This is a genomic window from Halomonas sp. B23F22_10, from assembly GCF_043496975.1.
Taxonomy (GTDB): Bacteria; Pseudomonadota; Gammaproteobacteria; order Pseudomonadales; family Halomonadaceae; genus Halomonas; species Halomonas smyrnensis.
On the sequence record NZ_JBIEKF010000001.1, the window covers coordinates 836814 to 854400 of the forward strand.

15 protein-coding genes and 4 tRNA genes are annotated in these 17587 nt (G+C 66.5%); 5 read left to right on the forward strand and 14 right to left on the reverse strand.

Translation table 11 applies throughout. The features are described 5' to 3' along the window. Positions 1-14: 14 nt before the first annotated feature. The 10 genes from ACGTNF_RS03810 to ACGTNF_RS03855 all read right to left on the reverse strand — a co-directional run bounded on the left by ACGTNF_RS03810 (position 15) and on the right by ACGTNF_RS03855 (position 9346). A complete protein-coding gene (locus ACGTNF_RS03810; protein ID WP_394600483.1) occupies positions 15-1835 on the reverse strand; it encodes a SurA N-terminal domain-containing protein in 1821 nt (606 codons plus the stop codon). A 181-nt stretch (positions 1836-2016) separates the two neighbouring features. Next, entirely contained in the window at positions 2017-2289 is a 273-nt protein-coding gene (hbs, locus tag ACGTNF_RS03815; protein WP_016855018.1) for a non-specific DNA-binding protein Hbs, read from the reverse strand. Between the two features lie 176 nt (positions 2290-2465). Then, positions 2466-4874, reverse strand: coding sequence for an endopeptidase La (lon, locus tag ACGTNF_RS03820; RefSeq protein WP_152479017.1), 2409 nt, complete (start codon positions 4872-4874; stop codon positions 2466-2468). Between the two features lie 164 nt (positions 4875-5038). Next, positions 5039-6316 (reverse strand): ATP-dependent Clp protease ATP-binding subunit ClpX, encoded by a 1278-nt coding sequence (clpX, locus tag ACGTNF_RS03825; protein ID WP_016855020.1) that lies wholly within the window; start codon positions 6314-6316, stop codon positions 5039-5041. A 76-nt stretch (positions 6317-6392) separates the two neighbouring features. After that, positions 6393-7013, reverse strand: coding sequence for an ATP-dependent Clp endopeptidase proteolytic subunit ClpP (clpP, locus tag ACGTNF_RS03830; RefSeq protein ID WP_016855021.1), 621 nt, complete (start codon positions 7011-7013; stop codon positions 6393-6395). A 233-nt stretch (positions 7014-7246) separates the two neighbouring features. After that, positions 7247-8602 (reverse strand): trigger factor, encoded by a 1356-nt coding sequence (gene tig / locus ACGTNF_RS03835; RefSeq protein WP_394600484.1) that lies wholly within the window; start codon positions 8600-8602, stop codon positions 7247-7249. 298 nt (positions 8603-8900) lie between these two features. After that, positions 8901-8975 (reverse strand) — tRNA-His (locus ACGTNF_RS03840). Between the two features lie 23 nt (positions 8976-8998). Beyond that, positions 8999-9073 (reverse strand) — tRNA-His (locus ACGTNF_RS03845). A 51-nt stretch (positions 9074-9124) separates the two neighbouring features. Then, positions 9125-9201: transfer RNA gene (locus tag ACGTNF_RS03850), tRNA-Arg, on the reverse strand. Between the two features lie 68 nt (positions 9202-9269). Beyond that, positions 9270-9346, reverse strand: a tRNA-Pro gene (locus ACGTNF_RS03855). Between the two features lie 238 nt (positions 9347-9584). Here ACGTNF_RS03855 and folD point away from each other — a divergent pair. The 3 genes from folD (at position 9585) to ACGTNF_RS03870 (ending at position 12339) form a co-directional block, all read left to right on the forward strand. Further along, positions 9585-10454, forward strand: coding sequence for a bifunctional methylenetetrahydrofolate dehydrogenase/methenyltetrahydrofolate cyclohydrolase FolD (gene folD / locus ACGTNF_RS03860; RefSeq protein WP_394600485.1), 870 nt, complete (start codon positions 9585-9587; stop codon positions 10452-10454). 220 nt (positions 10455-10674) lie between these two features. Next, on the forward strand, positions 10675-11409 hold the full coding sequence (gene mtnN, locus ACGTNF_RS03865) for a 5'-methylthioadenosine/S-adenosylhomocysteine nucleosidase (RefSeq protein WP_016855024.1): 735 nt from the start codon (positions 10675-10677) through the stop codon (positions 11407-11409). 3 nt (positions 11410-11412) lie between these two features. Continuing rightward, positions 11413-12339 (forward strand): alpha/beta hydrolase, encoded by a 927-nt coding sequence (locus ACGTNF_RS03870; protein ID WP_016855025.1) that lies wholly within the window; start codon positions 11413-11415, stop codon positions 12337-12339. 105 nt (positions 12340-12444) lie between these two features. On the opposite strand, the gene pyrC is transcribed toward ACGTNF_RS03870, so the two are convergent. After that, complete coding sequence (gene pyrC / locus ACGTNF_RS03875; protein ID WP_394600486.1) at positions 12445-13482, reverse strand: dihydroorotase; 1038 nt, start codon at positions 13480-13482, stop codon at positions 12445-12447. Between the two features lie 338 nt (positions 13483-13820). On the opposite strand from pyrC, the gene ACGTNF_RS03880 reads away from it, so the two are divergent. Further along, complete coding sequence (locus ACGTNF_RS03880) at positions 13821-14261, forward strand: hypothetical protein (protein ID WP_152479023.1); 441 nt, start codon at positions 13821-13823, stop codon at positions 14259-14261. Positions 14262-14287: 26 nt separating this feature from the next. On the opposite strand, the gene ACGTNF_RS03885 is transcribed toward ACGTNF_RS03880, so the two are convergent. Then, a complete protein-coding gene (locus ACGTNF_RS03885; RefSeq protein ID WP_394600487.1) occupies positions 14288-15529 on the reverse strand; it encodes an NAD(P)/FAD-dependent oxidoreductase in 1242 nt (413 codons plus the stop codon). A gap of 73 nt (positions 15530-15602) precedes the next feature. After that, positions 15603-16058, reverse strand: a complete 456-nt coding sequence (locus ACGTNF_RS03890) for a tellurite resistance TerB family protein (RefSeq protein ID WP_394600488.1) — start codon at positions 16056-16058, stop codon at positions 15603-15605. A gap of 13 nt (positions 16059-16071) precedes the next feature. On the opposite strand from ACGTNF_RS03890, the gene ACGTNF_RS03895 reads away from it, so the two are divergent. After that, the gene (locus ACGTNF_RS03895) at positions 16072-16533 is read left to right on the forward strand and encodes a DUF3592 domain-containing protein (protein ID WP_394600489.1); all 462 of its coding nucleotides are present in this window, start codon (positions 16072-16074) and stop codon (positions 16531-16533) included. A 48-nt stretch (positions 16534-16581) separates the two neighbouring features. On the opposite strand, the gene ACGTNF_RS03900 is transcribed toward ACGTNF_RS03895, so the two are convergent. Next, positions 16582-17439 carry a hypothetical protein gene (locus tag ACGTNF_RS03900; protein ID WP_394600490.1) on the reverse strand — a complete coding sequence of 286 codons (858 nt, stop codon included), beginning with the start codon at positions 17437-17439 and terminating at the stop codon, positions 16582-16584. Positions 17440-17587 lie beyond the last annotated feature (148 nt).

A 17587-nucleotide genomic window follows, 5' to 3' on the forward strand; every position in this document is an offset into this window, starting at 1 on the left:
AGCGGGGTCGCCCGTCAAGGACGCTCGATCTCGGCCTGTTCGCGCAGGTGGTCGAGCAGCCCGTTGACCGCGGCCTGGGAGCGCAGCTGCTGCGCCATGCGCGCCACGAAGGACTCGATCTGCGCGTTGGCCTCACCCGCGGTGACGAACTCCAGCCCGATCAGCACCACCCGCTGGCCATCCCCGGCGCGACCGTAGACGGTCTCGCCTTCGGACGGATGCGGCAGGCGGAAGGCGGCCTCGATCACCGGCTGGGCCAACTCGCTCTGCCCCTGACGATTCAGCGAGTCGGCCCGCTGCCAGTCGAGGCCCAGCGTCTCGCCGCTGCGTAGCGAGGCCAGCATCTCGTCGGCGCGCGCCTCGAGAGCCTCGCGCGTCTTGTCGGTCTCGACGGCCGCCACGACACGGTCGCGCACCTCGTCCAGCGGCAGCGTGGTGGCGTCGCGATGCTCGACCACGCGCAGCACCATGCGGCGATCCTCGTCCAGCTCGATGACCTCGCTGTTGAAGCCCTCCTCCAGCACGTCATCGCTGAAGGCCTGACGCATCACGCCGGGCTCTGACAGCACGCCGTCGGCGGCGTCACGGCTCACCCAGTCGCTCTGCTGACGCTCGAGGCCCAGAGTCTCGGCCACGCTGGCCAGGTCCTCGGCGGCGAAGCTCTCGTCGATCAGCTGCTGGGCCTTGTCGTTGAAGGCGTCATCGACCTTCTCCAGCGCCACGTCCTGACGCAGACGGTCGCGGGCCTGCTCGAACGACGGGCGATCGAGCTCGGTGACCTGGATCAGGTGCAGGCCGTTGTCGGTCTCGACGATATCCGAGACCTGACCCTCGTCGAGGGCGAAGGCCGCGTCCTCGAAGGCCTCGCCGAAGAAGCCACGGCTGATCACGCCCAGGTCGCCGCCGGCATCGCTGGTCGAGGTGTCGTCGGAATAGTCGGCGGCCAGATCGGCGAAGGACTCGCCGTCGGCCAGCCGGGACTTGACCTCCTCCAGGCGGGCCTCGGCCTCCTCGCGGCTGCGCTCGTCGCCGAAGCTGACCATGATGTGTGAGACACGACGATCGGCGCTGGCCGCTTCGTCCTGCCAGGCCAGGCGCAGGTCCTCGTCGCTGACCTCGACATCATCGGCCATGGCCTGCTTGTCGAGCACCACGTAGGCGAGCTTGACCTGCTCGGGACGCTGGTAGGCCTCGGCGTGAGCGTCGTAGTAGGCCTGCAGGTCGGCGTCGCTGATCTCCGGCGCCGCGTCCAGATCGGCCGGCGTCAGGGCATAGTGGCGGAAGGTGCGCGCCTGGCGCTGCAGCTCGGCCAGCCGCTCCTGCTCTCTCGGCAGGCTGAACTCGCTGACCGTGAGCCCCTGCTGGAGCTGGCGACGCTTCATGTCCTCGCGCAGCTGGGCGCGAAAGGTGATCGGCGTGAAGCCGGCGCTGGCCAGGCGGTTCTGGAACAGTTCACTGTCGAAGCGACCGTTGGCGTCCTGGAACTCCGGCAGGCTCACGATCAGCTGGTCGATCTGGGCGTCGGAGAGATGCAGGCCGCCCTCCTCGGCATACTGGGTCAGCAGCTGGTTGGTGATCAGGCTGTCGAGCGTCTCGGCGCGCAGCTGACGCTCCTGCTCCGGCGGCACCTGGCCGCTGCGGATGGCCCGCTGCACCTGAAGCTCGAGCTGCTGACGCGTGATCGGCTCGCCGTTGACGGTGGCGACCTCTTCACCGTCGCTGTTCAGCAGCCCCACCAGGGACTCGACGCCGAACAGGGCCATGGTCACCACCACGGCGCCGACCAGGATCTTGGCGCCCCAACTGGTGGAGCGGTCACGAATACTTTGCAGCATGCAGGCCTCTGCGGATCTAGTGGGTCAGGACGCACATCTTACATGCGTCCGCACTGGCCACGCGACGGGGCGAGCGCCTTGCGCCCGGCTCCGCGTCGGGGCCCCGAAACAAAACAGGCGCACCGCGACAGCGGTGCGCCTGTAGGGAAACGTCGGTCAGGAAGACGGCGAGGCCGTATCCTTAGTTGACGGAATCCTTGAGCGCCTTGCCGGCCTTGAAGCTCGGCACCTTGGCGGCGCTGATCTCGATCGGCTCACCGGTCTGCGGATTGCGGCCGGTACGCGCGGCCCGCTCCTTGACGGTGAAGGTGCCAAAACCCACCAGAGAGACGCTGTCGCCCTTCTTCAGGCTGTCAGCCACGGCGTCGACCATGGCGTCCAGCGCACGGGAAGCGGCTGCCTTGGGAATATCGGCAGACGCAGCAATGGCTTCGATCAGCTCGGACTTGTTCACACTTCACCCCTTGACTGTTACGTAAATTGGCTCTAATCGGCGAGACTTACGGCTGACTGACGCGATCACAGCATGGCGGTAGTTTATAGCAATGCGATGAAAGACGTGTCAAGCAACCTTCCCTGACAATCCCCGTCATGCCGGGGTTTTCACCCCGGCAATAGGGAAAAAAGTCGTCAGTGTGTACTGATCATCGAGTGAGAAGAGGCCTCGTCTTCCGCTCGAGAATCTTCATCCGGTGCACCGAGCTTTTCGCTCAGGGCCACCTCGAGGACTTCGTCGATCCAACGCACGGGTCGGATATCGAGTGCCTGCTTGATGTTGTCCGGGACCTCCTTGAGGTCTCGGCGGTTCTCCTCCGGAATAAGCACGGTATTTATACCACCGCGCCTGGCGGCCAGCAATTTCTCCTTGAGGCCACCGATCGGCATCACTTCGCCGCGCAGATTGACCTCACCGGTCATGGCCACGTTGCAGCGAACCGGCCGGCCGGTATAGGCGGAGATCATCGCCGTGACCATGGCCACGCCGGCGCTGGGGCCATCCTTCGGCGTCGCGCCCTCCGGCACGTGGATGTGCAGGTCTTCCTTCTCGAACCGCTCGGGATCGATACCGAAGCTGGCGGCCCGTGCGCGCACCACGGTCTGGGCGGCGCTCACGGATTCCTTCATCACGTCACCCAGCGAACCGGTCTTGTTGATGCGTCCCTTGCCGGGGGTCACCACCGACTCGATGTTGAGCAACTCGCCGCCCACCGAGGTCCAGGCCAGGCCGGTGACGCGGCCCACCTGATCTTCCTGGTCGGCCAGGCCGTAGCTGTAGCGACGCACGCCGGCATAGGCCTCAATATCGGCCGCGGCCAGGATCGCCGGTGCCTGGGCGCCCTCCTTGGCTTCCTGCTCGATACGCTCGCGCAGCACCTTGCGACAGACCTTGGCGATCTGGCGCTCGAGCTCGCGCACGCCAGCCTCGCGGCTGTAGTAGCGGATCAGCTCCAGCAGCGCCTCATCGGCGAAGCCGAGCTCGTCCTCCTTGAAGCCGTTGGCCTTGAGCTGCTTGGGCACCAGGTAGCGCTTGGCGATGGCCAGCTTCTCGTCCTCGGTGTACCCGGGCAGACGGATCACTTCCATGCGGTCGAGCAGCGGCCCCGGAATGTTCATCGAGTTGGCGGTGCAGATGAACAGGGTCTCGGACAGATCGTAGTCCAGCTCCAGGTAGTGGTCACTGAACTTGTCGTTCTGCTCCGGATCGAGCACCTCGAGCAGTGCCGAGGAGGGATCGCCGCGGTGGTCCATGCCGACCTTGTCGACCTCGTCGAGGAGGAACAGCGGGTTCTTGACCCCGGCCTTGCTCATGCGCTGGATCGGCTTGCCGGGCAGCGAGCCGATGTAGGTCCGCCGGTGACCGCGGATCTCGGACTCGTCGCGCACGCCGCCGAGCGCCAGACGCACGTACTTGCGGTTGGTGGCGCGGGCGATGGAGCGCCCCAGCGAGGTCTTGCCGACGCCGGGCGGCCCCACCAGGCAGAGCACCGGACCCTTGAGCTTCTTGACCCGCTTGTGCACGGCCAGGTACTCGAGGATGCGTTCCTTGACCTCTTCGAGGCCGTAGTGATCCTCGTCCAGCACCTGCTGGGCGTGGGCGAGGTCGTGGCGCACGCGGGTGCGCTTCTTCCACGGCACCGCGATCAGCCAGTCCAGATAGGAGCGCACCACCGTGGCCTCGGCGGAGGACGGCGTCATCATGCGCAGCTTGCCGAGCTCCTGACGCGCCTTCTCGGCGGCGTCCTTGGGCATGCCGGACTCTTCGATGGCCTGCTCGTACTTGTCGGCCTCGTTGGGCGCGTTCTCGAGCTCGCCCATCTCCTTCTGGATGGCCTTCATCTGCTCGTTCAGGTAGTACTCGCGCTGGGACTTCTCCATCTGGTCCTTGACCCGCGAGCGGATGCGCTTCTCCACCTGAAGCAGATCGATCTCGGATTCGATCAGCGCCATCAGGTGCTCGATGCGGTCGCGCACGCGATCCATCTCGAGCAACTGCTGCTTGTCGTCGATCTTCAGCGACAGGTGGGCACAGATGGTGTCCACCAGCCGGCTCGGATCCTCGATGCCCGACAGCGAGTTGAGCACCTCATTGGGCACCTTCTTGGACATCTTCACGTACTGCTCGAACTGGTTGAGCAGCACGCGCACGAGCGACTCCTGCTCGCGCTCGGACAGCGGCTCGCTATCGCGCAGCACCACCTCGGCGCGGCTGTAGCCCTCGTCGACGGCCAGGATGTCCTGGATGTCGGCCCGGGATTCGCCCTCGATCAGCACCTTGACGGTGCCGTCGGGCAGCTTGAGCAGCTGCATGATCTCGGCCACGGTGCCGATGGCGAACAGGTCCTCGTTATCGGGATCGTCCTTGCTGGCCTCACGCTGCGCCACCAGCAGCACGCGCTTGTCGGCCTCCATGGCGGCTTCCAGTGCCTGGATGGACTTTTCACGGCCGACGAACAGCGGGATGACCATCTGCGGGTAGACGACCACGTCCCGCAGCGGCAAAAGGGGCAGACTCTGGGTCTGTTCGGCGTTCTGCTGCATCGCAGACCTTCCTCAAACGATCAGTGGAGATACCCAAGGAGTGGGGGCGATGACGCGGCATTGCAAGGCCATGGCAATGACGGCGCAAAGAAAAGGGCCGCCGAAGCGGCCCTTGGGTCGACGACGCCCATCGGGGGGCGCCGCACCGGAGCGAGACGAGCGCCTCAGCCGTCGGTGCCGTCGACCTTCGGCGATTCCTGCTGGGAGTAGATCAGCAGCGGCTCGCTTTCACCGGCGATGACGGAGGCGTCGATCACCACCTTGGAGACGCCTTCCAGGGAAGGAATCTCGTACATGGTGTCGAGCAGCACCGACTCGAGGATCGAGCGCAGGCCGCGGGCGCCGGTCTTGCGCTCCATGGCCTTGTGGGCCACGGCCCGCAGGGCATCCTCGCGGAAGTCGAGCTCGACGTTCTCCATTTCGAACAGCCGAGCGTACTGCTTGATCAGCGAGTTCTTCGGCTCGGTGAGGATCTGGATCAGCGCATCCTCGGTGAGCTCGGTCAGGGTCGCGATCACCGGCAGACGACCGACGAACTCGGGAATCAGGCCGAACTTGACCAGATCCTCGGGCTCCACGTCCATCAGCAGGTCGCCGACGCCCTTGGTCTCATCCTTGCTCTTCACCTCGGCATTGAAGCCGATGCCACCCTTCTCGGCGCGGTCACGGATGACCTTGTCGAGGCCAGCGAAGGCGCCGCCGACGATGAACAGCATGTTGGTGGTGTCGACCTGGACGAACTCCTGCTGCGGATGCTTGCGGCCACCCTGAGGCGGCACCGAGGCGGTGGTGCCCTCGATCAGCTTGAGCAGCGCCTGCTGCACGCCCTCACCGGAGACATCCCGGGTGATGGACGGGTTGTCCGACTTGCGCGAGATCTTGTCGATCTCGTCGATGTAGACGATGCCGCGCTGGGCCTTGTCCACGTCGTAGTCGCACTTCTGCAGCAGCTTCTGGATGATGTTCTCGACATCCTCGCCGACGTAGCCTGCCTCGGTGAGCGTGGTGGCATCGGCGATGGTGAACGGCACGTTGAGCAGCCGCGCGAGCGTCTCGGCCAGCAGCGTCTTGCCGCTACCGGTCGGGCCGATCAGCAGGATGTTCGACTTGCCGAGCTCCACCTCGTCCTTGGACGCGTAACGAAGCCGCTTGTAGTGGTTGTAGACCGCCACCGACAGCACCATCTTGGCGCGGTCCTGGCCGATCACATAGTCGTCGAGGGTGTGACGAATCTCGCGGGGGGCAGGCAGACGCTCCTCGTCGCTCTCGGCATCGGCATCGAGCACCTCCTCGCGAATGATGTCGTTGCACAGATCGACACACTCGTCGCAGATATAGACGGACGGGCCGGCAATCAGCTTGCGCACTTCGTTCTGGTTCTTGCCGCAGAACGAGCAGTACAGCAGTTTGCCGCCTTCGTCCTTGCCTTTGCCGTCGGCCATTCGCGTACCTCTCTCGCAGCGGCGGCCCGCGGGCCGCCGGGAATCACGTAATCACAGCGTGGTTGATTTCACGCTATCAGGATGTCGGCCGCTTATCCAGCACGGCGTCGATCAGGCCATATTCCGCCGCCTGAGGGCCGCTCATGAAGTTGTCGCGGTCGGTATCCCGAGCGATGGTCTCGAAGTCCTGACCGGTATGGTCGGCCAGAATCTGGTTGAGCTTCTCGCGGATGCCGAGGATCTCGCGGGTGTGGATCTCGATGTCCGAGGCCTGACCCTGGTAGCCGCCCAGGGGCTGGTGGATCATCATCCGCGAATTGGGCAGGCAGTAGCGCTTGCCCGCTGCGCCGCCGGCCAGCAGCAGCGCACCCATGCTCGCCGCCTGACCGATGCACACGGTGGAGACGTCGGGCTTGATGAACTGCATGGTGTCGTAGATCGACATCCCCGCGGTGACGGAGCCACCCGGCGAGTTGATGTACAGATGAATGTCCTTGTCCGGATTCTCGGACTCCAGGAACAGCATCTGTGCCACCAGCAGGTTGGCCGTATAGTCCTCGACCGGCCCCACCAGGAAGATCACGCGCTCCTTGAGCAGGCGGGAGTAGATATCGTAGGCCCGCTCGCCGCGTGCGCTCTGTTCGACCACCATCGGCACCAGGCCGCCGGCGGATTGGGTATCGAACTCGTTGCTCATGATGATGTCCTTGCGTCCGATGTGTGGGGGCGACACCAGTAGCCCGCCGGGCCGGCTGATCTCGCGAGGGTCACGACGTTGTCTTACCTCAGGATGAGGTGGGGGTGAATAGCGGACTATTCAACGCCGCCTCTCGACAGAGGAGGAAAACGCCGCTCGCCGACGCCGATCCACGCGTCCCGGCGGGATGACCGCCTTCCCGCCCGCGGCGGACGGGAAGGCGGAAACGACCATCAGGCCTGGGCGTCGGCCTCGTCGGCCTCTTCGTCGTCGGCTTCGCCACCCTGCTGCTGAGCGGCGGCCAGCGCCTCCTGATAGCTCATCTCGACGTCCTTGACGCTGGCCTGGGCCAGCAGCACGTCGACGGCCTTCTCTTCGAGGACCGCGGACTTGACCTGATCCTTCATCTGGTCGTTGCCCATGTAGTACTCGACGACCTGCTGCGGCTCCTGGTACTGCTGGGCCAGCTCTTCGACCTTGGCCTTGATCTCGTCATCGGAGACATCGAGCTCGTTGACCTTGATCACTTCGGCCAGCAGCAGACCGATCTGCACCCGGCTCTTGGCCTGCTCGGCGAACAGCTCGTCCGGCAGCTGGCTGACGTCGAAGTCCTCGCCGAGGCCGAACTGCTGGGCGGCCTGACGCTTGAGACCGTCGGTCTCCTGCTGCACCAGGGCCTGCGGCACCGGGATGTCGTTGGCCTGCTTGAGCGCCTCGAGTACCTGCTGCTTGACGCGGTTGTCGACGGCCTGGGCGGCCTCGCGGGTCATGTTCTTGGTGATCTCGTCACGGAACTTGGCCAGATCGCCGTCCTCGACGCCGAACTTCTCGACGAAGGCCGCATCGATCTCGGGCAGGGCCTGCGCCTTGACGCCGTTGACCTTGACCTTGAAGGTCGCTTCCTGACCGGCCAGCTGCTCGGCCTGGTAGTCCTCGGGGAAGGTGACCTTAATCTCCTTGTCCTCACCGGCCTTGGCACCGATCAGCTGCTCCTCGAAGCCGGGGATGAAGCTGCCGGAACCGATCACCAGGTCGTGGCCCTCGGCGCTGCCGCCTTCGAACGGCTCGTCGCCCAGGTAGCCCTGGAAGTCGATGTTGACCTGGTCGCCATCCTCGGCGGCACGCTCGACCTCTTCCCAGGCGGCGTTCTGCTTGCGCAGGGTCTCGATCATCTCGTCGACGTCGGCGTCGGTCACCTGGGCCACCGGACGCTCGACTTCGGTGCCTTCGATGGAGGCCAGCTCGACTTCCGGATAGATCTCCAGGGTCGCGGTGAACTCGAGATCCTTGCCCGCCTCGTTGACGTGGGCTTCGATCTGCGGGTTACCGGCCGGATTCAGGCTCTCGTCGGTGATGGCCTTGACGTAACGCTCGCGCATCACCTCGCCGACCACCTCGTCGCGCACGCCACGGCCGTAGCGCTGGCGGATCACGGACATCGGCACCTTGCCCTGACGGAAACCATCCAGGCGCACGTTCTTGGCGGCGTCCTTGAGGCGAGCGGCAACGGCATCGTCGATTTCGGCGGCCGGCACCTGCACCGTGATGCGGCGTTCAATCTGGGAGGTCGTATCGACGGAAACTTGCATGAATTGTCCTCTACCGACTGGGGCGTTCAGTGTGTAAAAAAGCGCTGCGTGAAGAGCGTTCAAACGTTCAAGGGCATGGATTCTATGAATCCCGCCCAGCAGTGGCAAGCGCCAATGCGTGAAGATATGGGGGCGATCACCCGATTAGACAAGGGCTCGGCGCCGATTCTCCGTGACGCGATGTCAGCCGTCCACGAGGCGACCCTGACACGGAAACGACAGAATCGCCGCTCACCTCAGAATGGGTGGCAGCGCCAAGAATCCGAACCATCAGAATCATATAAAGAAGGGGAGGCAATGGGGTGGATGATGGGGATCGAACCCACGACCACCGGAGCCACAATCCGGGGCTCTACCACTGAGCTACATCCACCACTGCCTGGGGTGATATCGAAATGGGGTGGATGATGGGGATCGAACCCACGACCACCGGAGCCACAATCCGGGGCTCTACCACTGAGCTACATCCACCATTTCGATTTCCGCTCGACCGACACGAGACCGCATAGACGCCATACTGACTGGCGCGCCCAGCAGGACTCGAACCTGCAACCTACGGCTTAGAAGGCCGTTGCTCTATCCGGTTGAGCTATGGGCGCATTCTACGTTCCCGAGCATCTTACCGCAAGAGGAAAATTGAATTTTTTTCTATTCAATCAACATCTTGTGGTCGGGGTGGAGGGATTTGAACCCCCGACATCCTGCTCCCAAAGCAGGCGCGCTACCAGACTGCGCTACACCCCGCCGGCTCTTGCACGGCCTCGACGCCGCCGCAGGGGCCTCATCGAGCGCTGCGTATTCTACGGATCTCTCCGCGTTCGTCAAGCCACAATGCCCCTTGATCAGGATGTTAGCCGACGCCCTCTTCTCCTCTGCCCTGCTCACGCGCCTGAGCGCCGAGATTGCTTTGCCTGGACGCCGGCTCATGCGAAAATCGCCGCTCTTTTTCTCACCGTCTTCTTTTCACCCAGAGGAAAACTCGATGTCCGCCCAACTGATCGATGGCAAGTCCATTGCCGCCCGAGTTCGCCAGCAGGTCGCACGCCAGGTGCAGGCACGCCACGAGGCCGGCGCACGGGTCCCGGGACTGGCCGTCGTGCTGGTGGGGCAGGATCCGGCGTCTTCCGTCTATGTGCGCAACAAGCAGCGCGCCTGCGAGGAAGCCGGCATTCAGTCGATCAAGTACGAGCTGCCCGCCGAGACTTCACAGGCCGAACTCGAGGGCCTGGTCGACCGCCTCAACGCCGACCCGAGCGTCGACGGCATCCTGGTTCAGCTGCCGCTGCCCGACCACCTGGATTCGCGCCCGATCCTCGAGCGCATCCTCCCCCATAAAGACGTCGACGGCTTTCACCCTTATAACCTCGGCCGCCTGGCGCAGCGCCTGCCGCTGCTGCGGCCCTGCACGCCCAAGGGCATCATCACCTTGCTGCAGGACACCGGCGTGGACGTTCGCGGCCTCGACGCCACCGTGGTCGGCGCCTCCAACATCGTCGGCCGCCCCATGGCGCTGGAGCTGATGCTGGCCGGCTGCACCACGACCGTCTGCCACCGCTTCACGCGGAACCTCGAGGAGCACGTGCGCCGCGCCGAGCTGCTGGTGGTGGCCGTCGGCATGCCGGGCCTGGTCAAGGGCGAGTGGGTCCGCGACGATGCCATCGTCATCGACGTCGGCATCAACCGCCAGGACGACGGCCGCCTGATCGGCGACGTGGAATTCGAGCCCGCCGCCGCCCGCGCCAGCTACATCACCCCGGTTCCCGGTGGCGTGGGCCCGATGACCGTCGCCTCGCTGCTCGAGAACACCCTGCTCGCCGCCGAGATGCACGACGCCATGGATAGCAAGGGCTGACGCCCAGCGTCGGCGCCCATTGGGCCACGGAAGCCGGCCACTGCCGTGCACCCGTGGCCCGATTTCGTTAAAATGTGCCGCTGATTCCCCACGACGCGCGAGGATCGCCAAGGGCACCGCCCGCGGCTTTCTCACCCAGCGTGACGAATGGGCCCAGGTCTTCGGCGACGACGCCGGCCCCTTCCCTCTGACCCCTTCACTTCGCGGAGACACCGGATAGATGAAACGCATCGGCATCATCGGCGCCATGGCCCAGGAAGTCGCCCGACTGGCGGACATGCTCGAGGATCGTGAGACCCGCACCCACGTCGGCTCCACCTTCCACCAGGGCCGGCTGCACGGCGTCGAGGTGGTGGTGCTGCAGTCCGGGATCGGCAAGGTGAACGCCGCCATCGGCACCACCCTGCTGATGGACATGTACCAGCCGGAGGCGATCATCAACACCGGCTCCGCCGGCGGCTTCGGCGAAGGGCTCGAGATCGGTGACGTGGTCGTCTCCAGCGAGGTGCGCCACCACGACGTCGACGCCGTGGTGTTCGGCTATGAGCATGGTCAGGTGCCACAGATGCCGGCCGCCTACCTGCCCGACCAGCGCCTGGTCACGGTCGCCCGCGAGTGCGTCGAGGCAATGAACGAGGTCCGCGCGGTCGAGGGCCTGATCGCCACCGGCGACGTCTTCATGGCCTGCCCCGAGCTGGTGGCCAAGACGCGTTCGCGCTTCCCCACCATGCTGGCCGCCGAGATGGAAGCCGCGGCCATCGCCCAGACCTGCCATCTCTATGGCTGCCCCTTCGTGGTGATCCGCGCCCTGTCCGACATCGCCGGCGGTGGCGACAACCACCTGTCGTTCGAGGAGTTCCTCGACAAGGCCGCCGACCACTCGACGCGCATGGTCACCGCCATGGTGGCGCGGCTCGCCGAGCCGGCGACCGCGAGCGTCGTCGTCGAGGACTGACGAGTGCCCGGGCGCCGTTCCCGCCTGCTGGGGCTGGCCCTGTGCCTGCCCCTGCTGTTCGGCGGCTGCGCCAGCCAGCGCAGCACCGATGGCGCCCCGGCCATCGAGGCCCCGAACGATACCCCCGCCACGGTCGAGACGTCCTTCCGGCGGCTATCCGATCGCGTCTACACGCCGCCGGAATGGCCCGCCCCGCTGACCGCCCAGGTCTATCTGCCGGACACCCCGGGCGAGGCCCGTCGCCCGGCGGCGCTGGTCGTCCACGGCGGCGGCTGGCAGCGACGCGACCCCGGCGACATGGTGCCGATCGCCGAACGACTGGCCGCCCGCGGCTTCGTGGTCGCCAACGTCGCCTACCGCTTCGCTCCCGACCATCGCTTCCCCGCCCAGCTGCACGACCTGCAGATCGCCATGGCCTGGCTGCATGATCATGCCGACGCCTGGCGTATCGACACCGATCGCATCGTGGGCGTGGGCTATTCCAGCGGCGCCCACCTCGTCAGCCTGCTCGGCGTGCAGCGGCCGGACTCCCCGCTCGATACGCCCTACGGCGGCGACAGGACGCGCCTGGCCGCGGTGGTGGCCGGCGGCCTGCCCAGCGACCTGATGAAGTTCGACGACGGCCGCCTGGTCAGGGAGTTCATCGGCGGCACCCGTGCCGAGAAGCCCCGCGCCTATCGCCTGGCCTCCCCCGCCCGCCAGGTCGGGCCACAGACGCCGCCCCACTTCCTGTTCCACGGCGATCGGGACGGCCTGGTGCCGGTGGATCACGCCACCGACATGTATCGTCGCCTCGATGCCGCCGGCGTTCCCGCCGAGCTCTACCTGCAGAAATGGCGCGGCCATATCACCGCCTTCCTGACCCGCGACGGCGCCATGGACGCCGCCCTCGCCTTCCTCGACGAGCAACTCTCCACGACCGAGGAATAAGCGGCAAGCCGCCTTGCGAAATGTGTGACGCCCCAAAACAAACACCCCGACGGCATCCGCCGTCGGGGTATCCTGGGACGCGTCGCCCGGGCCTCTACGCAGGCGCTAGTCGCGCAGCTTCCAGCCCAGCGTCTCGCCGGCCGGAAGCGGCACGATGACCCGGCCATCGGCGTAGGGCAGGCTCTCCGGCAGGGTCCACTCCTCACGCGCCAGGGTCACGGTCTCGGCATTGCGCGGCAGTCCGTAGAAGTCCGGCCCGTGGTGGCTGGCGAAGCCTTCCAGACGATCCAGCGCGCCGGCCTGCTCGAAGGCCGTGGCGTAGAGCTCCAGGGCGTGCGGCGCGGTGTAGGCGCCGGCACAGCCGCAGGCACTTTCCTTGTCGCCCTTGGCATGGGGCGCGCTGTCGGTGCCGAGAAAGAACTTGCCGCTGCCCGAGGTCGCCGCCTCGATCAGCGCCTGGCGATGACGCTCGCGCTTGAGGATCGGCAGGCAGTAATAGTGGGGCTTGATGCCACCGACCAGCATCTGGTTGCGGTTGAACAGTAGATGGTGGGCGGTGATGGTGGCCGCGATATTGGCCGGGGCCTCGGCCACGAAGGCCGCCGCATCGGCCGTGGTGATGTGCTCGAAGACCACCTTGAGCGACGGATGGCGCTCCAGCAGCGGCTTCATCACTCGCTCGATGAAGATCGCCTCGCGATCGAAGATGTCGATCTCGGCGTCGGTCACCTCGCCGTGGACCAGCAGCGGCATGCCGAGGCGCGCCATGGCGGCGATGGCCGCATCGCAGTGGGCCAGGTCGGTGACGCCGGAGTCGGAGTTGGTGGTGGCACCCGCCGGGTACAGCTTGACCGCCTGCACCAGCCCGGAGGCGTGGGCGCGCTCGATCTCCTCGGCCGAGGTGCGATCGGTGAGATAGAGCGTCATCAGCGGCTCGAAGTCGAGCCCGTCCGGCACCGCCGCCAGGATGCGATCGCGATAGGCCAGCGCCTGCTCGGTGGTGGTCACCGGCGGCTTGAGGTTGGGCATGATGATGGCGCGGCCCATCTGCCGGGCACTGGCGGAGACCACGGCGGACAGCACCGCGCCATCGCGCAGGTGAAGATGCCAGTCGTCGGGGCGGGTCAGGGTCAAGGAAGTCACGATCAATCCTGTCTCGGCGATTCCGGGAATGGGCCTCGCGGGCCCGGCGTCGCCGGCAGTATACCGGAAGCGGGCCCCGGGCCGGGATGCGATTTACGCGGCCGGCCGTCGGCGGCACGACCCACCGGCCGTTCGAGCGCACGACAGCGGCGAACACGGGTGGGTCGGCCGGCCGCGATGCCGTATCATGGGCGCGGATCCTGCCAGGCCTGTCGAGCCCTCGCCGCGACCCGAGGACGTGAGTCGCGCGACGGCCTGCATCATGTCGGCGACCCTGGCCAAGCGTCAGCGCTCATGGCGGATCCGCGACACGTCCGACAGAATTTCCGGGAGAAAACATGCCGAAGGTACGTCACTACGCCGACCTCGTCGCCATCCTGGCCGGCCTGATGTGGCTGCTGGTCTACTGGTCGGTGAGCTATTCGGTGTACATCGACAACATCGAGCCCACCATGGCGGCCCTGCTGATCGCCGGCAGCCTGATCATGATCAGCTTCGTGCACCGGCCCATCCGCGTGCTGTTGAGCCGGTATCACGTGCGCAAGCGCCGCACCGAGATGTGGATGCATATCCTCGCCCTGCCCCTCGGCCTGGCCTTCCTGCTGGCCATTCTCATCGAGCACCTGATCACGCCGATCAACGGCATCCAGAAGATGCTGCTGTTCAACGTGCTGGCCACCGCCGGCTGGCTGGTGTTCATCTTCACCCTGGCGATCAAGCTGCTGATTCATGTGGTCAAGGAAAAGCGCCGCCATCGCGAGGAGCGCAAGGCCCAGTAGCCGCGCGCGGCGCCTCGCCCGCCGACTCAGAAGCGATCGACCCGGAACGGCCGCATGTCGATCGCCGGCGTCTCCCCCGCCATCATCTGCGCCAGCAGCTCCCCGGTGGCCGGCCCCAGGGTGAAGCCCTGGTGGCCGTGGCCGAAGGCGCACCACAGCCCCGCCTGCCCCTCCACTCGGCCAATCACCGGTTTCATGTCCGGCGTGCAGGGCCTCGCGCCCTTCCAGGGCTCGGCATCGAGACGCTCGCCTAGCGGATACAGGTCACGGGCGCGCGCCTCGGCCGCCGCCAGCTGCTGCGTATGCGGCGGCGCCTCGAGGCGCTCGAGCTCGGCGCCGGTGGTCAGGCGAATGCCTGCCCGCATCGGCGCCAGCAGATAGCCGACCTCGGCATCCATCACCCAGTGATTCAGTCGCGCGCCATCTCGGCTGACGTAATGCATGTGATAGCCACGCTTGGCAAACAGCGGCACCGACACGCCCAGCCGCGACAGCCACTGGCGCGACCAGGGCCCGAGGGCCAGCACCACCGACGCGGCCGACAGCGTCTCGGCCCCGGCGGTGACGCGCCAGTGGCCATCGCCCCCCGACAGCGTCTCGACCTCGGCCTTGACGATGCGCCCACCCTCACGCTCGAACGCCTCGGCATAGGCCGAGACCAGCGCGCCGGGATCGGCCACCGTCCAGGGATCCAGCCAGTGAATGGCACCGGCCAGCCCTTCGCCCAGATGAGGCTCCATGTCGGCCAGCGCCGCGGCGTCGAGCGCACGATAGCGCACGCCGAACTGTGCCGCATTCTCTTCGGCCTGGGCCAGACGAGCCTCGAGGGCGGACTGACGGCGATACACCTCGAGCCAACCCTCGCGGCGCACCAGCGACTCGGCGCCTGCGGCCTCGATCATCGCCCCGTGGGCGTCCAGGCAGCGTTCGATCAGCGAGGCGTATTCGGGCACGATCCGCCGATACCGATCGGGGGAAGAATTTTTCCAGTACTGCCAGAGCGGGCCGGCCGACTCGAGCATGCCGCCGGGGCGATAGCGGATATCCACCTGCCGATTGGGCAGGACGCGCCACAGGGTGCCGAGATCGCGCGGGAAGGGATACGGCCGCACGGCCTCGCGCTGGATGATGCCGGCATTGCCGAACGAGGTTTCGCGGCCGGGCTCACGACGATCCACCAGGGTGACGTCATGCCCGCGCCGGGCCAGGTGCCAGGCCACCGACACGCCAACCATGCCCGCTCCCAGTACGATAGTGCCACTGCTCATCCGCTCATTCCCTCGTCGATGCGTAAGACACCATGATCACGAAGAGGCCATGAGGGAAGCAAGGGCACGGCGATCATTCGCCGCCGGCTTCCACCTCGATGCGGGTGCGGATGAAATCGCCGTGCGCGACGTGCAGCAGCTCGGCCAGGCGACGAATACGATGCTCCTCGAGCGGATCCTTGTCGCCGTCGACCAGCGCCAGCGACCACATCTCGCGAACCAGCGCGACCCGCTCGTCGTAGTCGCAGCCATCGCGCACCGCGCGCAGGAAGCGATGATGATCGACCGCCGATTCCGTCTCGTCGCAGGCCTGGCTCACCAGCGCCTGTGCCTCGTCGCCCGGCAGCCCGAAACGCGCGGCGAGAAGCGTCGACAGGTGCTCGAGCTCGGCCTCCTCCAGGCGATAGTCCGCCCGGATCACCTCGCACAGCAGCACCGCCACCGCCAGCGCCTGACCGGGTTCGGCCTGTTCAGACGACGCCGCTGGCGTCATCATGTCCTGAAAGAGCCGTTGCAGGGACTGAATCATAGGGACTCCCGACATGCCGAATGTGACTCCCCTTCTCATTGCCCTGGCCTGCGGCGCGGGCGCCGCCCTGGCCCTTCGCGGCGCGTGGCGGCGGCGCGCCGTCAACCGCTGGCCCAAGGCGCAGGCCACCGTGGAGCGCACCGAGGTGCAGGCCGTCGATGACCACCATCGCCGCGCCGATCGCGACGATCATCCCCGGCGTTTCCTGGCGCGCATCCACTATCGCCTCGAGGTCGAGGGGAGCGAGTATCGCTCTGACAACGGACGCTTCGACGGCGTTCCCGACTTCCCCAGCCGGGAGGCCGCCGAGGCCTTTCTCGCCCAGACGCCGCCGGGCAGCCGGCTGACCGTTCGCTACGATCCGGCCGCCCCCACGCTGACGCAGCACGGCGAGCGGCGCCTGCCCACGGCCCGCCTGGGGCTGGCGGCCTTTCTGGGCATGGCGGCGATGGGGGCGCTGTGGGTGTGGTGGTGAATCCGGCCTCGGCGCCTGGGGCAGACATGCCCGGGCCGGCGGAGAAGGTCACGGCAGCATCCGGTCGACCAGCAGGGCCAGGTGCAGGCGCCAGCGATGGCGCCGCTCCAGGGAGCGCATCATGCTCAGATCGAGGCGATCGCGCCAGACACCACGGTGTCGCTTGAAGGCACGAGCCATACCGAAAGACACGAACGTCAAGCCATCCGACACGACATGATGCCGGGCATCCTCGAGCCGCCGCGCGCTATCGGTAGAGAAATGCCCGAGCTCATCCGAGCCGATGACCCGGAGCGGCACGCCCGGTGACGGTCCCGGTGACGGTCCCGGCGACGGTCCCGGCACCCTGGTCAACACATCGATATAGCGAGCCTTCCTCAGCCCGTACAACTGCATCAGCGTTTCCGGGCCAAACAGCACCTCTTGCGGCGTCACTCCGGCCCGGGTGAGCAGGCCACGCAGCTCGGCGCTGAAGTCAGGGGCCAACTTCGCCCGCCGGGCATGAAGCGCATGGTTCAGGAAATGTCGCCCGCCGGGGGTCAGCACCAGCTCGGCGATACGCTCACGCTCCCGCGGGCAGCTGAGCAATAACCAGCCCTTCTGCGCCAGGCGCGCGGGAGGCCGCATGCCGACCGCCATGACCAGCCGTTTGACCAGCAGCGGTGCCTTGTGCGGCCTGGAGCGGGGCCAACCAGGCGGCACGGGGTCCAGGCAACGCAAGAGGTACTGCCAGCCACCGGGCGACAGCGACATCTCCTGCCTTTCGATCACGACCCCGGGCAGCACCATCTCGCTGTTCCAGGCGTCCTCCATGGGGATCAGGGCAAGCAATCCGGGGCCTTCCTGAGTCCCATCCCGTTCCCGGGGCGCGGTGACGACCGCCGACGGGGCACCGCTCTGAGCCATCGACAACTCCTCATCTTCGGGCACCCGGCCTCGGCGTAGCGCCGTGCCGCAGATCGGCACAGCCGTTAACACAAGATTACATTGTTAACGTGCCGTCGGAATGATGGTTTTTCCCATGACAGGGCGATCAGGTGAGAAGTGATGGGAG

What these genes read in the sequence shown, in the direction of transcription:
- tig (WP_394600484.1), bottom strand. Translation starts at nt 8,602, where the DNA reads ATGCAAGTTTCCGTCGATACGACCTCCCAGATTGAACGCCGCATCACG.
- ACGTNF_RS03900 (WP_394600490.1), bottom strand. Translation starts at nt 17,439, where the DNA reads ATGGCTCAGAGCGGTGCCCCGTCGGCGGTCGTCACCGCGCCCCGGGAA.
- ACGTNF_RS03810 (WP_394600483.1), bottom strand. Translation starts at nt 1,835, where the DNA reads ATGCTGCAAAGTATTCGTGACCGCTCCACCAGTTGGGGCGCCAAGATC.
- clpP (WP_016855021.1), bottom strand. Translation starts at nt 7,013, where the DNA reads ATGAGCAACGAGTTCGATACCCAATCCGCCGGCGGCCTGGTGCCGATG.
- ACGTNF_RS03880 (WP_152479023.1), top strand. Translation starts at nt 13,821, where the DNA reads ATGCCGAAGGTACGTCACTACGCCGACCTCGTCGCCATCCTGGCCGGC.
- ACGTNF_RS03885 (WP_394600487.1), bottom strand. Translation starts at nt 15,529, where the DNA reads ATGAGCAGTGGCACTATCGTACTGGGAGCGGGCATGGTTGGCGTGTCG.
- ACGTNF_RS03895 (WP_394600489.1), top strand. Translation starts at nt 16,072, where the DNA reads ATGCCGAATGTGACTCCCCTTCTCATTGCCCTGGCCTGCGGCGCGGGC.
- clpX (WP_016855020.1), bottom strand. Translation starts at nt 6,316, where the DNA reads ATGGCCGACGGCAAAGGCAAGGACGAAGGCGGCAAACTGCTGTACTGC.
- lon (WP_152479017.1), bottom strand. Translation starts at nt 4,874, where the DNA reads ATGCAGCAGAACGCCGAACAGACCCAGAGTCTGCCCCTTTTGCCGCTG.
- folD (WP_394600485.1), top strand. Translation starts at nt 9,585, where the DNA reads ATGTCCGCCCAACTGATCGATGGCAAGTCCATTGCCGCCCGAGTTCGC.
- ACGTNF_RS03890 (WP_394600488.1), bottom strand. Translation starts at nt 16,058, where the DNA reads ATGATTCAGTCCCTGCAACGGCTCTTTCAGGACATGATGACGCCAGCG.
- mtnN (WP_016855024.1), top strand. Translation starts at nt 10,675, where the DNA reads ATGAAACGCATCGGCATCATCGGCGCCATGGCCCAGGAAGTCGCCCGA.